At 61.8% G+C, this 13,566-nt stretch carries 14 protein-coding genes; 11 read left to right on the top strand and 3 right to left on the bottom strand.

Annotated elements, in window-relative coordinates; all coding sequences use genetic code 11:
* Positions 1-16: 16 nt before the first annotated feature.
* Positions 17-1,219, bottom strand: a complete 1,203-nt coding sequence (locus tag PspS35_RS09605; protein ID WP_238786007.1) for a hypothetical protein — start codon at positions 1,217-1,219, stop codon at positions 17-19.
* A 161-nt stretch (positions 1,220-1,380) separates the two neighbouring features.
* Between PspS35_RS09605 and PspS35_RS09600 the strand changes: the two genes are divergently transcribed.
* Genes PspS35_RS09600 through PspS35_RS09555 form a run of 10 tightly spaced genes read left to right on the top strand, consistent with a single transcriptional unit; the run spans position 1,381 to position 9,877 of the window.
* Positions 1,381-1,761: an RAQPRD family integrative conjugative element protein gene (locus PspS35_RS09600; protein ID WP_159933888.1), complete on the top strand. Its 381-nt coding sequence runs from the start codon at positions 1,381-1,383 to the stop codon at positions 1,759-1,761.
* Positions 1,758-1,991, top strand: a complete 234-nt coding sequence (locus PspS35_RS09595) for a TIGR03758 family integrating conjugative element protein (RefSeq protein WP_159933886.1) — start codon at positions 1,758-1,760, stop codon at positions 1,989-1,991. Before PspS35_RS09600 ends, PspS35_RS09595 begins: the two co-directional genes overlap by 4 nt.
* A gap of 16 nt (positions 1,992-2,007) precedes the next feature.
* The gene (locus tag PspS35_RS09590; protein ID WP_159933884.1) at positions 2,008-2,367 is read left to right on the top strand and encodes a TIGR03745 family integrating conjugative element membrane protein; all 360 of its coding nucleotides are present in this window, start codon (positions 2,008-2,010) and stop codon (positions 2,365-2,367) included.
* A gap of 11 nt (positions 2,368-2,378) precedes the next feature.
* Positions 2,379-2,789, top strand: coding sequence for a TIGR03750 family conjugal transfer protein (locus PspS35_RS09585; protein ID WP_159933882.1), 411 nt, complete (start codon positions 2,379-2,381; stop codon positions 2,787-2,789).
* Positions 2,786-3,475 (top strand): PFL_4703 family integrating conjugative element protein, encoded by a 690-nt coding sequence (locus PspS35_RS09580; protein WP_159933880.1) that lies wholly within the window; start codon positions 2,786-2,788, stop codon positions 3,473-3,475. The genes PspS35_RS09585 and PspS35_RS09580 overlap by 4 nt, the downstream gene beginning before the upstream one ends.
* Entirely contained in the window at positions 3,472-4,398 is a 927-nt protein-coding gene (locus PspS35_RS09575) for a TIGR03749 family integrating conjugative element protein (RefSeq protein ID WP_159933878.1), read from the top strand. The genes PspS35_RS09580 and PspS35_RS09575 overlap by 4 nt, the downstream gene beginning before the upstream one ends.
* The gene (locus tag PspS35_RS09570; RefSeq protein WP_159933876.1) at positions 4,388-5,809 is read left to right on the top strand and encodes a TIGR03752 family integrating conjugative element protein; all 1,422 of its coding nucleotides are present in this window, start codon (positions 4,388-4,390) and stop codon (positions 5,807-5,809) included. Before PspS35_RS09575 ends, PspS35_RS09570 begins: the two co-directional genes overlap by 11 nt.
* Positions 5,790-6,233 (top strand): TIGR03751 family conjugal transfer lipoprotein, encoded by a 444-nt coding sequence (locus PspS35_RS09565; RefSeq protein WP_159933874.1) that lies wholly within the window; start codon positions 5,790-5,792, stop codon positions 6,231-6,233. Before PspS35_RS09570 ends, PspS35_RS09565 begins: the two co-directional genes overlap by 20 nt.
* Positions 6,233-9,097, top strand: a complete 2,865-nt coding sequence (locus PspS35_RS09560; RefSeq protein ID WP_159933872.1) for a conjugative transfer ATPase — start codon at positions 6,233-6,235, stop codon at positions 9,095-9,097. Before PspS35_RS09565 ends, PspS35_RS09560 begins: the two co-directional genes overlap by 1 nt.
* Positions 9,098-9,112: 15 nt before the next feature.
* Positions 9,113-9,877, top strand: coding sequence for a DsbA family protein (locus PspS35_RS09555; protein ID WP_159933870.1), 765 nt, complete (start codon positions 9,113-9,115; stop codon positions 9,875-9,877).
* Here PspS35_RS09555 and PspS35_RS09550 read toward each other — a convergent pair.
* Both PspS35_RS09550 and PspS35_RS09545 read right to left on the bottom strand, forming a co-directional pair.
* Positions 9,858-10,781 carry a LysR family transcriptional regulator gene (locus PspS35_RS09550; RefSeq protein ID WP_159933868.1) on the bottom strand — a complete coding sequence of 308 codons (924 nt, stop codon included), beginning with the start codon at positions 10,779-10,781 and terminating at the stop codon, positions 9,858-9,860. The two genes, PspS35_RS09555 and PspS35_RS09550, sit on opposite strands and share 20 nt — an antisense overlap.
* Positions 10,782-10,797: 16 nt before the next feature.
* A complete protein-coding gene (locus PspS35_RS09545; protein WP_159933866.1) occupies positions 10,798-11,397 on the bottom strand; it encodes an MFS transporter in 600 nt (199 codons plus the stop codon).
* A gap of 423 nt (positions 11,398-11,820) precedes the next feature.
* Here PspS35_RS09545 and PspS35_RS09540 point away from each other — a divergent pair, with 423 nt between their 5' ends.
* Positions 11,821-12,999: an acyl-CoA dehydrogenase gene (locus PspS35_RS09540; RefSeq protein ID WP_159933864.1), complete on the top strand. Its 1,179-nt coding sequence runs from the start codon at positions 11,821-11,823 to the stop codon at positions 12,997-12,999.
* The last annotated feature ends 567 nt before the right edge of the window (positions 13,000-13,566 follow it).

Here is a 13,566-nt window from a genome sequence, read left to right as displayed (position 1 = left end):
CTGCGATCGACCGTGGTCATAGATGTCCTTGACCAACTGCTTCAGTGTGCGAGGGGGGTTCCCCCCGGACAACCTGCGTATCTCCTGCCGTGCCAGTCAGATGTACGACCATCTCACGGATACCGTCGTTCTTGCCGCCGCAACACAGTACATCCAGGCAGGTTCCGAGCTTCGCCAGCGCTATGGCATCACTTGACTCACGATTGCCTTCGCCGAACCAGTCCAGCGCAGTAGCCCATCGGTTTGCAAGTTTGGGATGCTCGTGATTCGATGGATCAAGCAGCCCTTCAATGATCGCCGCGAATGCCGGAAGAACTGATGCCATGTCATCCAGCGCTTGCCTTACTCGTTCGGGAGGTTGCGAGAGAATCCGCTTTCCAAGCGAGCTTCCAGGCAACCACAAAAATCCTTTAGTTTCGACCAGGCTATCGCTACCAACAGGCGGTAGGCGCTCGTCTTGAAGCGCCTGTTGCAGGAAGCACTCGGGGGCTCCAAAGCCCAGAGAGATAGCGTCAAGCGCTGTCTTGCCAACCAATCTCGCCAACTTGCGTGAGAATTCACGTTCATAGCCACGGACTGTCACCTTGACCAACGCTGGACATCCGACGATCGCACTGTAAACGGCGTTGGCCAGCCCTTCGATGGAGGAGCCATCATTGGGCTTCTGTAAGGCATCCTTGAGAATTTCCTTCCAGCGGTGGTTCGCTTCTGGTTGGTTCAGATAATGATCCTTTCCCTGCTGAGGGAAATCTACTGAATCTATCCAGTCCGACCTATTCAAGAATGTCACCGGGCCGAGGGAGAACGGAGACTTCCTCTCCATGCCCAGGGTCCAGGCAGGGAAATAGTGCGTGTGTTCGTTGGCAATGCTTGCGAGTCGTTCCTCAATGAGCAATTTCAGTTTTGGAAGCAGCCCGCCCCGATCGCATTCATCAAATCCTGAAAGCTCACCCGCGGCATGCATATCGGCAACGGCTTGGCGGGTAATCTTTTGATAGGCCTCGGGTTCGACCTTCACTGAGTTCAAAGTCCGATTCTGATGGAGGGTGCAGGAGAACTGCCCAAGCGCCTCTCTTGCCTTCCGGGTGAAGTACCGCTGCATACCGTTCTCGGCAGTGACGAAATCAGGAATGCCAGCCTCTTCAGACCATGGCGTGGCCCCCTTGTGCACGCGATCTAACTCATCCACTAAAGCTTTCAGCTCAGTCTTTAGTCCCATAAATTACCCCTCGATTTACTCCTGACCACAGGATAGACCAGGCTGACGCCAACGGTCTCGGTATCCACCAAACCGGTCGCCGCACGGTTCCTATTGTTTGCGGCCTGAAACAGCTCTGATCGTCACGATCAGGCCATTACTGATCACACAGGAATGGCGCGATGGTGGCTTCGATCTGGCTGCGCGCCGCGCATCGCGGCGTGCCCACGTTTCTCGTGACGGCCCTCTTGATGGGGCAGTCCCCGATGGCGTTGGCCGAGTCTCCGGCACAGCCCCAGGAGCTGGTCGCCGCGCTGCGTCAGCTCGATGCGCTGGAGCGGACCGTCGCTAACAGCGCCGCGCATGCCCCCGTCGCGCCGGGCGAGCGCTACCACTTCGACTATCCGCGTCTCCTGGCTGATCTGGCGCGCGTGCGCACCGGCATCCAGGATCACCTCACGCCCTCGCGTGCCCAGCCGCGCGATGCCTCCGAACTGGCCAGCGACTACCGCACCGAGCGGAGCGCCGAGCCGCCACGGACGACCGCAGAGGGCAAGCCATGAACGGTGCCCAGATCTCGGCATTTCAAGCCAACAGCGGCATCGCGCCTTCCGCGATGGCGACCGTTCTGGTCGGCGTCGTGTTCGCGGTCCTGCTCGTCTGGGGCGTCTGGGCCATCCGAACAGCCTACGTGGGATGGACGGAAAGCCGCCTCAACCAGCGCCAGTTCCTCGGCGTGTGCATCCGCTTCGTCGCGATGTACCTCGTCCTGAGTTTCTTCCTCCTCTCCTGACCTGAAAGGACTGACCATGCAAAGCCGTATCCTCACTTCCCGTCTTGCCCAGCGCGCCATCGTGGCCCTGGGCGCCACCGCGCTGCCCGCGCTGTCGTTCGCACAGGGACTGCCGCAACTGGAGAACCCCACGCGCGGCACTGGCAACGGCATCATGGAGACCATCCGCAATTACGGCTACGACATCATCATGCTCGTGGCCTTGCTGGTGGTGGCGTCGATGTTCATCGGCGTCTGCTACCACGCATACGGGACCTACGCCGAAATCCACACCGGCCGCAAGACCTGGGGCCAGTTCGGCCTCACGGTCGCCATAGGCGCCGTGCTGCTCGTGATCGGCATCTGGCTCCTAACCGAAGCCACCGGCATCCTGTAAGGAGGCTGGCCATGTCCGAACACCAGCATGTCCGTGCCGACGGGACGGTGACGTTTCTTCCGCACCGGCTCAACCGCCATCCCGTTGTTGTGCGCGGCCTCACCGCCGACGAACTGTGGATTTGCTGCGGTCTGTCCGGCGCCGCCGGCCTGCTGGTCGGCGCGCCGTTGTCCTGGGTGTTTCGCACGATCGCAATCGCGCCCACGTTCGTCGTCCTGGGCGTGGCTCTCGGCGTGTTCATCGGCGGGGGCATTCTCCGCCGCCTCAAGCGTGGGCGGCCCGATACCTGGCTTTACCGGCAATTGCAGTGGCGGATCGCCACGCGCCATCCGCTCGCGGCCAGCTGGGTGGGCGGCCATATGCTGATCTCGCGCTCGGGCTTCTGGTCCACCCGCAGATCCATGCCAAGGGGCGCGCAATGAGCCGTTTCAAGAACGAGATCACCCATCTGCAGGCGCACATTAAGACGCTGCGGCTGGGCGCTGGCGCGCTGGTGATCATCGCCGTCGTGATGGGCGGCGGCTGGTGGAACGCACCGCGCGACCTGACGATTCATGTCCCACCGGACTTGCGTTCGGGGAGTACTCGCAAATGGTGGGAGGTCCCACCCGAGTCGGTCTACGCCTTCACATTCTACGTGTTCCAGCAGTTGAATCGCTGGCCGACCAATGGCGAGGAAGACTACCCGCGCAACCTGCACGCGCTCTCGCCGTACCTCACACCGTCCTGCCACGCCTTTCTGCGTGCCGACTTCGATTACCGGCGCAGCACGGGCGAACTGCGGCAGCGCGTGCGCGGCATCTATGAAATCCCTGGCCGCGGTTATGGCAACGATCCCACCGCCCGCGTGCGGGTCGTCTCCGACCGCGACTGGGTGGTCACTCTGGACATTAGCGCCGACGAATATTACGGCGCAGAGCAGGTCAAGCGCGCCCTGGTGCGCTACCCCATCAAGGTCACGCGGGTGGACGTCGATCCCTCGCGCAACCCGTTCGGCTTGGCGCTCGACTGCTACGACGGCACGCCCCAGCGCATCAGCGCACCCGAGCCTACCGGCCCAGCGGCTGGCGGCCTGTCTCCGCAAGCGCCCAAAGGAGAAACACCATGAAGCACCCTGTACTCGCGCTGCTGGGACTGCTGGCCGTGGCCTCGGCTCCTGTTGCCCAGGCCGTGGAGATTCTGCGCTGGGAACGCATGCCGCTGGCGGTGCCACTGAAGGTCGGCCAGGAACGCATCGTGTTTATCGACCGGAACGTCCGCGTTGGCGTGCCTGCGGGCGTGGGCGAGCGTCTGCGCGTGCAGAGCGCGGGCGGCGCGGTGTACCTGCGCGCGAACGAGCCGATCGAACCCACGCGACTCCAACTGCAAGACGCCGACACCGGGGCATTGATCCTGCTGGACATCGCGGCCGAGCCGGCCAAGGAAGGCGAGCCGGCATTGGAGCCGGTGCGTATCGTCGAGGGCGCTGCGCCCTCTGCGCGCTACGGCGATCAGCCGGCTGATGCCGATGAGGCACCAGCAACCGGCAATCGCCAGGCGGACGCGCAGTCGGCCCGGCGCGAAACGCCTATCCCGGTGGTGCTCACGCGTTTTGCCGCGCAGAACCTGTACGCGCCGCTGCGCACCGTCGAGCCGCTGCCGGGCGTCATGCGGGTCAACCTGCGCCGTGACCTGGACCTCGGCACCTTGATGCCGACGCTGCCGGCGCGCGCCACCGCACTCGCCTCGTGGCGGCTGGAAGATCAGTGGGTGACGGCCGTGTGCCTCACCAGTACCAGCACCGGCTGGATCACGCTCGACCCACGCGTGCTGCAAGGCGATTTCCTCACCGCCACCTTGCAGCATGAGGCACTCGGCCCGCGCGGCACGCCCGAGGACACCACCGTCCTGTACCTGGTGACGCGTGGGCACGGCCTTGCGCAGTCGCTTTTGCCTGCCATCCAACGCTTCGACCCGGCCACGCATCTGCCGCAGCCGGAAGTCGACGCCGAGGCCCCGAAGGACGGCAAGGAGGCCCGCCATGCGCAGTAACGGACTCCTGAAGTGGCTGATGATTCCTGTCGCCCTGCTGGTACTGTTCGTCGGCATTCGGCTGTTCTCGGGCGGCGGGTCGTCGGCACCGTCCCAGGCCGACACGGGTAGCCGGCTCACGCCCGAAGAAATGAAGGCATTGGGCATTGCGGGCGATACCCCGCGCGATACGGTGGCAACGCTCGTCGCCCAGGTGAAGCAACTGCGTACCGAACTTCAGACCGCGCTGTCCGACAACAAGTCCCAGCGCGAGGAAAACCAGCGCCTGCGCCAGCGCGAGAACTCGATCGACCAGCGCATCAACTCGGCGCTGGAGGCCGAGCGCTCCAACCTGCGCCGCGACCAGCAACAGGCGACCAGTGAACGCCAGCAGACCGAGGGCCTGCTCGCCGACCTGCAGCGTCGACTGGACAGCATCGGCGGACGCGCGAGCGGCCATACCGATCTGCCCGTGGGCCTGGGGCTGCGCGAGGGCGACGAGGCCGGGATGGAAGGCGGCATGCGCTGGGTAGATCCGGACGACGCGAAGAAGGCTGAGGGACGCGGCTCGTCCAGCAGTGCCATGAGCTTCCCGACGAGCTTCGGCCCGGCGCAGAGCACGCTGAACACCACGGCGGAAACCGTGCCGAAGGCGGGCGAAGGCGCCGCCCAGGTCAAAAGCACCAAGCCCGTCTATACCGTGCCGACGAACTCGACGCTCATGGGGTCGGTGGCGATGACGGCGCTGATTGGGCGCGTCCCGATCGATGGAACCGTGAACGATCCCTACCCCTTCAAAGTCCTCGTCGGCCCCGACAATCTCACTGCCAACGGCATCGACATTCCTGACGTGGCCGGTGCGGTCTTCAGCGGCACGGCTTCGGGGGACTGGACGCTTTCATGCGTGCGCGGCCAGGTGCGCAGCATCACCTTCGTATTCCACGACGGGACCATCCGCACGATCCCCGAGGACCGCGACGGCAATCAGCAGAACAACCAGCAGCAGAACGCTCAAAGTGGGGGGCTGGGCTGGATCAGCGATCCCTACGGCATCCCGTGCGTCAGCGGAGAGCGGAGCAGCAATGCGCAGCAGTACCTCGGCTCGCAAGCCCTCATCACGGCAGCCGGCGCCGGCGTGGCCTCGCTCATCCAAAGCGACAGTGGCCAGATGTCCTACGTGGGCTCGGACGGCTCCATCGGCACCGTGGGCATCAGCGGTCAGGAAGCGGTCGGCCGGATTCTCGCGGGCGGTGTCCAGGAGATGTCGAACTGGGTCAACAAGCTGTACGGCCAGGCATTCGCTGCCGTCTATGTCCAGCCCGGCGCCAAAGTCGCCGTCCACCTCGAAAAGCCGCTCGCCATCGACTTCGATCCCGAAGGTCGCAAAGTTGATCACCGCGCAGGAGAAAACCATGCTCTCGAACTTGACTAAGGGCGTTACGCTGGCCCTCCTCCTCGCGCTACTGGGCGGTTGCGCCACCAGCAAGGAGGATCTGCTGACCCATAGCGACCGCTCGATGATGGACATCTGGCAGCAGGAGACCGGCGACGGCGCGGTTGGTGGTGCCGGCCAGGTGGCGCGCCATCAGCTGCTCGACGCGCGCCAGAGCCTGCGCCGGCCGCTGACCGACGCCGACGTGCAGGCCGCACCCGCCGAGCAGATGCGCTACACCCGCACGGCGCGCAACGAGGTCTATCGCCAGTTCCAGCGCCTGCCCAATCCCGACCTCGTGATGTACGTGTACCCCCACATCGCCGGGACCGATCCCGTGCCCGTGCCCGGCTACAGCACCGTGTTTCCCCTGTACCAGCGCATCCAGTACGCCATGCCGGGCGAGCGTGTGGAGGACTACTGATGCGTTGGAAGCTCCCCTGGCTCAAGCTGGCCGCCGCAGCAAACCGAAACGACGAGCAGCCTGACGGCTGGCTGCGCCACGTCGAGGCCTTGCATCGAGCTGGCCTGCCCGAACCCGGTGCAGCGGTCCAGGGTCACAGGCCGGCGACCGCCGCCGACGAGCAGGCGCTGTACGACGTTGCGCCGTCCTTTGTGGAACTGCTGCCCTGGGTGGAGTTCCTGCCTGAGTCGAAGTCGATGCTGCTGGAGGACGGCCAATCCGTGGCCGCCTTCTTCGAACTGGTGCCGCTGGGCACCGAGGGCCGGGAGCCCGGCTGGCTCGCCCACGCCCGCGACGCTTTGGAGAATGCGCTTCAGGACAGCTTTGATGAACTGGATGAGAACCCCTGGGTGCTCCAGCTCTACGCTCAGGACGAGCCCAGCTTCGACCAATACATGCAGACCCTGCGCGACTACGTGCGGCCGCGCGCCCGCGATACGGCTTTCACCGAGTTCTATCTGCGCTTCTTCGGCCATCACCTGCGCGCGGTAGCCAAGCCGGGCGGCCTGTTCGAGGACACTGTGGTCACGCGGCTGCGCTGGCGCGGCCAGACCCGGCGTGTGCGGATGGTGGTCTATCGCCGTTCCACCGGGCAGGCGAGCCGCCGTGGCCAGACGCCGGAGCAGATGCTCAACATCGTCTGCGACCGCCTGTGCGGAGGACTGGCGAACGCTGGCATCCAGGCCCAGCGCATGGTCGCAGCAGACGTTCACGACTGGCTACTGCGGTGGTTCAACCCGAATCCCGAGTTGCTTGGGCCAGGTGCCGAGGACCGCGAGCGCTTCTACGCGCTGGCGCGGTACCCCGACGAAGCTGAGGACGGCGAGATCGAACTGGCGAGCGGACGGGATTTCAGCCACCGGCTGTTCTTTGGGCAACCACGTTCCGATGTCGCGCAAGGCGCTTGGTATTTCGACGGGATGCCGCACCGCGTGCTAGTCACTGACCGGCTTCGCATGCCACCGGGCACGGGACACCTGACCGGCGAGACCCGCAAGGGCGATGCGATCAACACGCTGTTCGACCAGATGCCCGAAGACACGCTGATGTGCCTGACGATGGTCGCCACGCCGCAGGACGTCCTCGAATCAGAACTGAACCACCTGGCGAGAAAGGCTGTGGGCGAGACTCTTGCGTCCGAGCAAACACTCAAGGACGTGCATGAGGCGCGCTCGATGATCGGAAGCGCGCACAAGCTCTACAGAGGCACCCTGGCGTTCTATCTGCGCGGGCGCGACGAAGCCGAACTGGACCGGCGCGGCCTCGATCTTGCGAACGTGATGCTCAACGCCGGCCTGCAGCCGGTGCGCGAGGACGACGAGGTGGCGCCGCTCAACAGCTATCTGCGCTGGCTGCCGTGTTGCTACAACCCTGGCCTGGACCGGAAGAAGTGGTACACGCAACTGATGTTCGCACAGCATGCCGCGAACCTATCGCCGGTGTGGGGGCGCAGCCAGGGCACAGGGCATCCCGGCATCACGATGTTCAATCGCGGCGGCGGGCCGATCACCTTCGACCCCCTCAACAGGTTGGACAGGCAGATGAATGCCCACCTCTTCCTGTTCGGGCCGACGGGCTCGGGCAAGTCGGCCACGCTCAACAATCTGCTGAACCAGGTCACGGCGATCTACCGCCCGCGCCTGTTCATCGTGGAGGCTGGCAACAGCTTCGGGCTGTTCGCCGAGTTCGCGCGCAAGCTCGGCCTGACGGTCCACCGCGTCAAGCTCGCGCCCGGGGTGGGCGTGAGCCTGGCTCCCTTTGCTGACGCACGCCGACTGATCGAGACGCCGAGCGACATGCAGACGCTCGATGCAGATGCGCTGGACGAGGAACAACCACAGGACGCCATAGAGGCAGACGAGCAGCGCGACGTGCTCGGCGAACTGGAAATCACCGCGCGCCTCATGATCACCGGCGGCGAGGACAAAGAGGAGGCACGAATGACGCGGGCGGACCGCTCGCTGATCCGCCAGTGCATCCTCGATGCGGCTGAAAGCTGCGTTGGCGAGGAGCGCACGGTACTTACGCGCGACGTACGGGACGCGCTGCGCGCACGCGGCAGCGACGCCACGCTCCCGGAAATGCGGCGCGTGCGCCTACTGGAAATGGCCGACGCCATGGACATGTTCTGCCAGGGCACCGACGGCGAGATGTTCGATCGGCCCGGTACGCCGTGGCCCGAGGCCGACATCACGCTGGTCGATCTCGCAACCTACGCCCGCGAAGGCTACAACGCGCAGTTGTCGATCGCGTACATCAGCCTCATCAGCACCGTCAACAACATCGCCGAGCGCGACCAATACCTCGGGCGGCCGATCATCAACGTGACCGATGAAGGCCACGTCATCACGAAGAACCCGCTGCTCGCGCCTTACGTCGTGAAGATTACGAAGATGTGGCGCAAGTTGGGCGCGTGGTTCTGGCTCGCGACGCAGAACATTGACGATCTACCCCGTGCCGCAGAACCCATGCTCAACATGATCGAGTGGTGGATCTGCCTGTCGATGCCGCCGGACGAGGTGGAGAAGATTGCGCGCTTCCGTGAACTCTCGCCCGCGCAGAAGGCATTGATGCTGTCCGCCAGGAAAGAGGCCGGCAAGTTCACCGAAGGCGTCATTCTGTCGAAGTCGATGGAAGTGCTTTTCCGGGCCGTGCCACCGAGTCTCTACCTCGCGCTCGCGCAAACCGAACCCGAGGAAAAAGCCGAGCGCTACCAACTCATGCAGCAGTTCGGCATCAGCGAGTTGCACGCCGCCTTCAAGGTGGCCGAGAAGATCGACCAGGCGCGCGGCATCGAGTCGCCGGCCCTGGACCTGCCGCAATAGCCACCGGAGAAAGCCATGACGCCCAACCGTCCTTCCATTCCGATCCAGGTGCAGGCGTTCCGCCGCAGGCGCTCGCGGACTCGCTGGCTCTGGGGCTTGGCCGCTGCGCTGCTCGCGCTACTGCTGATCTGGCTCTGGTCCAGGTCGTCCGGCGAATCCACGCCGCAGTCGCCCGTGCCGTTCAATACTGCACAGGTGGCTGGGCCTCCCTGGCAGTTGGGCAACCCCGAGGGCCGTTTCACGCTGACGCTCTATGCGGACCTCGAGTGCCCATTCTGCCGGTCCTACTTCCCGTTGCTGAAGCGCTGGGTGGGCGACAACGCGGACGTGGCCTTGCGATGGCACCACATGCCACTGGCCGCGCACGAACCAGCTGCCTCAACCGAAGCACGTCTTGCGGAATGCGCCGCTGAGTCGGGTGGGCATGCTGCCTTCTGGCAGGCCGTCGAATGGGTCTATGCCCATACGAGCAGCGACGGCCAAGGCCTGCCCGACGGCCTGCGCTATCCCGGCCTCACGCCAGCCATGGAGCAATGCCTGGCGAGCGAGCGGCCCGAGGCAGCGATCCGCGCTCAGGCCGCCGAAGCCACGAAGAGCGGCGTAACCGCCACGCCGTCGGTCCGGCTGCACGATCGCCAGACCGGTCAGGCAATCCTGCTGCAGGGGCCGGTCGAGGGCGATTCCCTGCTCTCGGCCATGGACATGTTGTCGGCTGACGGCCCGGCCTCCAATGCCATCCCCGAGAACCCTGCCGATACTGTTAGCGACATGCCCAGATAGCCCGAGTGAACTCACTGGTATGGACTTTCAGTCTACCGACGCGGGCAACAAAACGGTCCAGTGCCTCCGATGAATCGGTAGCCCGCCTTAGGAGGTAGGTCGTGAGCATCAGCGAACCACCGGCCAGTGGTCGCGCAACGATGTTGGACTCGCGGGTGGCGACTATCTGCGAGGCACCCACCAACGCCAGGGCGAACCCGGCCGCCACCAGCGCCATCATCAAGTCGAAGGACATCACCCGTTTGGACACCAGTAGGTCCTTGTCCAGCGCACGCAGTATCTGTTCGATCTGGTGGTTGTAGCCTTCGCACGCCTGGGGGTCGCCCATCACTAACGGATAACGCACTACCTCCTCCAGGGGAATTTGCGCATGCGCCAGCAAGGGATGACCCGCCGCGATCGCAACCACCAGCGGATCGCGCCAGGCCGGCTCGGCAGCAATACCGTCGCCGACATCTGCGGACTGCGCGAACCCCACGTCGTACAGATCATCGTGCAAGCCCTTGATCTGCTGGATGAGCGGGACTTCATCGAAGTAGATGGCGATCTCCGGGTCTTCTTGTCGGCACAGCACCATGAGGGAGGACAAGCATGCTGGGGCGATACCATTGGACAGCGCAATACGCAACTGACCCTCATAGCCCGCTGCGGCCGCGCGCACGCTAGCGCGGGCTTGGTCCAGTGCGGCGAACACGCGCGGCACATGTTCGAGAAACAGCTTGCCGGCCTGGGTCAGTCGGGTGCTGCGCGTGGTGCGCGCAAATAACGGTGCACCCAGATCATCCTCCAGTTCCTTGATCGTGCGCGACAGTGGGGACTGGTCGATGTGCAGCCGTTCGGCTGCACGCGCGAAATGGAGTTCCTCGGCCACAGCCAAGAAGCAACGAAGATGCCGGAGCTCCATCGCGTGCCGCTCCGCCTCAGCCTGCCGACCGCTGTGCTTTTGCTAGCATCAGCAACAGCACGCAGACCAGCAGGGCGGCCCCCAGGTTGTAGACCATCCTCATCACGGAGGCGGAGGAGTAGCCGCACGTTCGCGCTGCTGCGTCATCGCCCGTAAGTGCAGAGCCGAAGAGGCCGAAGGCGCGGCGGCTGTCGTCGCCGCCGACGTTGACACGGATGACGGCACAAGCTTTCGGGAACAACAAGGTGACCGTCAGCCCCTGCAACACCCGTGCGGCGATCAGGAAGCCGGCATTGGGTGCCAGCCCGCACCAGGCCGATGAAAGCGTGAAACCGGCCAGGCCGGCAACGAAGAACCGGCGGCGACCGAACAGGTCGCCAAGCCGACCTCCGATGACCAGCAAGACGCCGAAGGCCAGTTCGTAGCCAGCCACGATTGAACCGATTTGCGCGAATCTCGCTCGCAGCCCGACCTGCATGTTGGGAGTGGCGACACTGACCACGAAAAGATCAAGAGTCGTGACGAAACCAGACAACAGCAGCACAGACAAAGCTGGCCATGCCGGCCCATTGACGGGGCGCAAGAGCGGCGTCGAAACGCACGAATTTGAGTTCATTTGCGTGTATCCACGGTGAAGACACGTTCATTCTCAAACTCGTATTAAGCAATTACAATCTAACTGTTTATTATATTACTAAAAACAACGGGATAGCGGTGAACCCCGTGGAACGAACGTGTTCCGATCTCATGGCCTCCCTGCGGGCGCACCACAAACGCCTTTCGCTTGCCGACATGATCCTGTCTAGGCGATTACGCAGAGCATAACTGTCGCCGAACGATTCCATACCGGCACCCGCGGAATCATTAAGACCAAAACAGCGCCAATAAAGACCAAAAAGGCCACAATGACATGAACAGTTGCGTATAGGCTGGCAGCAGTCGATTCAATATGTTTTGGAAGTATCGTTACCGCAAATGCCTTAAATACATCAACCCCAATCATGCGGTGTTTTCATTGCTTAATTTGGATAGAGTAATCATGAACATCACGATTCCGAAATTCTTGGGCAGTGCAATCAGCAGCAAAATAACGTCCAACCTTCAACAGTGGAAAGGCAAAGGATGCTTGCACGATCCACTAGCATGGAGGAATTCAGTGCCTGAGCTTGCCTCCTTGGACTACAAATGGGAGAAATCAGGTCAAAACGCACCATTAAACATTCCTAGGCTTATGGATGTTTTTAGATTTTTTGGGAGTGTGAGCCTGGATTTACGTGACGCCCCCGGGCTTGGACATGGACGAGTCTTTCTTGCATCAAAAAAAACGAATCAGTTCAAAAACCAACTCGAAAGTATTGCAAGCTCAAAAAGCTTCGCGGCCATATGCATCACAGAAGATGGCGGAGGAACTGATTTGCATTCCATTAAAACGACTGCAGTACGCAAAAATGATCGGTATGAGATTAGCGGCCAAAAGAAGTACGTGGCCCGACTTCGCCAAGCAGATATTTATATCGTGTTCGCAAATGTTGTTGGCTTGGAGCAAGGCCTAACAGCATTCTTGATCAATCGATCCGATTCGGCAATTGAGGTAACTGACATAGAGGCCATGGGGCTTCGGGGAATATCCTGGGGCCAACTTGACCTGAACAATATTTCGGTTCCGGTCAACAATAGAATTGGCGGCGAGGGTCAGGGATTTACTATTTTTTCCATTCATTTTTCTTTTTGGCGTTGCGCAATGGCTGCTGCTGCAATAGGCGCAGCGCAAGGGGCATTGAATGACGCAAAAAATAGATTGCAAAACCGCTACGCATTCTCAGGAAAAATTGGGCGTTTTACACATCTTCAGCAAGAGTATGCAAAGCATGCCTCGCGGCTGCACATGGCCTGGCTTCTGATTCAGAGCACCGCTCATCGCATAGAGCAGAAACAATATAGTTATGTCGATGCAGCCATGGCTAAAGCAGAGAGCGTAGAAGCGGCAATTGCAGCAGTTCAATGGGGCATGCTTGCACATGGAGCATTTGGCTATTCGTCTGAGGCGAATCTGGAGAAGACATTACGAGATCTGTTAGGACTCCGGATCGCAGATGGCACCACGGATGTGCTTCGTGGACAGGTCGCAAGAGGGCTTCTAGGAGAAGAGCTATACGCCTTATCTTTAGGGCGCAATGTTAATGATTTTTCACCTGCACGGGAGCGTCAATTATGGTAGCGGATACATTAAATTACGAACAGGCCGTTCAGCATGGGCTACTACAAGTGGGCGAAGGCGCCATAGTTTCGCCTGATGTCCGGTTTGTCGCCAGCGAGGACGACGGAGTTAATAGCGGCCCGATCGTGATCGGTGAAAGGGCAATAATTAGATCAGGCGCCCTATTGTGCTCAGGGGTTCATATTGGTGCAGATTCGATAATTGGACACAATACCGTAATTCGAGCCAGAGCCAATGTCGGGGCCAATAGTGTAGTTTCACATCTCGTATGCTTGGAGAGAGACGCAAACATTGGGAACAATGTCAGAATATCTGCACTTACACACATCACAGGAAATTGCTTTATAGGCGACAACGTGCAGATTGGCGCAAGAGTGGTAACCATCAATGACAATGAAATGCGCTGGCGGGCGGGCGAAATATTAAGAGCGCCGAAAGTCCTGTCGGGAGCGAGAATTGGAAGTGGGGTTACGTTGCTGGGTCACGTGACAATTGGAGAGAACGCGTTTATCGGCGCGGGTTCTGTCGTAACCCGAAGTATTCCGGAAGGGACGCTGGCCTATGGCA

Origin of the sequence: Pseudomonas sp. S35 (assembly GCF_009866765.1) — a bacterium.
Taxonomy (GTDB): domain Bacteria; phylum Pseudomonadota; class Gammaproteobacteria; order Pseudomonadales; family Pseudomonadaceae; genus Aquipseudomonas.
This window is presented reverse-complemented; position numbering and strand designations above follow the sequence as displayed.

Bases quoted from the DNA above. Each gene is read 5' to 3' on its own strand.
- PspS35_RS09585 (WP_159933882.1), top strand. From the start codon at position 2,379: ATGTCCGAACACCAGCATGTCCGTGCCGACGGGACGGTGACGTTTCTT.
- PspS35_RS09590 (WP_159933884.1), top strand. From the start codon at position 2,008: ATGCAAAGCCGTATCCTCACTTCCCGTCTTGCCCAGCGCGCCATCGTG.
- PspS35_RS09540 (WP_159933864.1), top strand. From the start codon at position 11,821: ATGAACATCACGATTCCGAAATTCTTGGGCAGTGCAATCAGCAGCAAA.
- PspS35_RS09595 (WP_159933886.1), top strand. From the start codon at position 1,758: ATGAACGGTGCCCAGATCTCGGCATTTCAAGCCAACAGCGGCATCGCG.
- PspS35_RS09580 (WP_159933880.1), top strand. From the start codon at position 2,786: ATGAGCCGTTTCAAGAACGAGATCACCCATCTGCAGGCGCACATTAAG.
- PspS35_RS09545 (WP_159933866.1), bottom strand. From the start codon at position 11,397: ATGAACTCAAATTCGTGCGTTTCGACGCCGCTCTTGCGCCCCGTCAAT.
- PspS35_RS09570 (WP_159933876.1), top strand. From the start codon at position 4,388: ATGCGCAGTAACGGACTCCTGAAGTGGCTGATGATTCCTGTCGCCCTG.
- PspS35_RS09565 (WP_159933874.1), top strand. From the start codon at position 5,790: ATGCTCTCGAACTTGACTAAGGGCGTTACGCTGGCCCTCCTCCTCGCG.
- PspS35_RS09575 (WP_159933878.1), top strand. From the start codon at position 3,472: ATGAAGCACCCTGTACTCGCGCTGCTGGGACTGCTGGCCGTGGCCTCG.
- PspS35_RS09555 (WP_159933870.1), top strand. From the start codon at position 9,113: ATGACGCCCAACCGTCCTTCCATTCCGATCCAGGTGCAGGCGTTCCGC.
- PspS35_RS09550 (WP_159933868.1), bottom strand. From the start codon at position 10,781: ATGGAGCTCCGGCATCTTCGTTGCTTCTTGGCTGTGGCCGAGGAACTC.
- PspS35_RS09605 (WP_238786007.1), bottom strand. From the start codon at position 1,219: ATGGGACTAAAGACTGAGCTGAAAGCTTTAGTGGATGAGTTAGATCGC.
- PspS35_RS09560 (WP_159933872.1), top strand. From the start codon at position 6,233: ATGCGTTGGAAGCTCCCCTGGCTCAAGCTGGCCGCCGCAGCAAACCGA.
- PspS35_RS09600 (WP_159933888.1), top strand. From the start codon at position 1,381: ATGGTGGCTTCGATCTGGCTGCGCGCCGCGCATCGCGGCGTGCCCACG.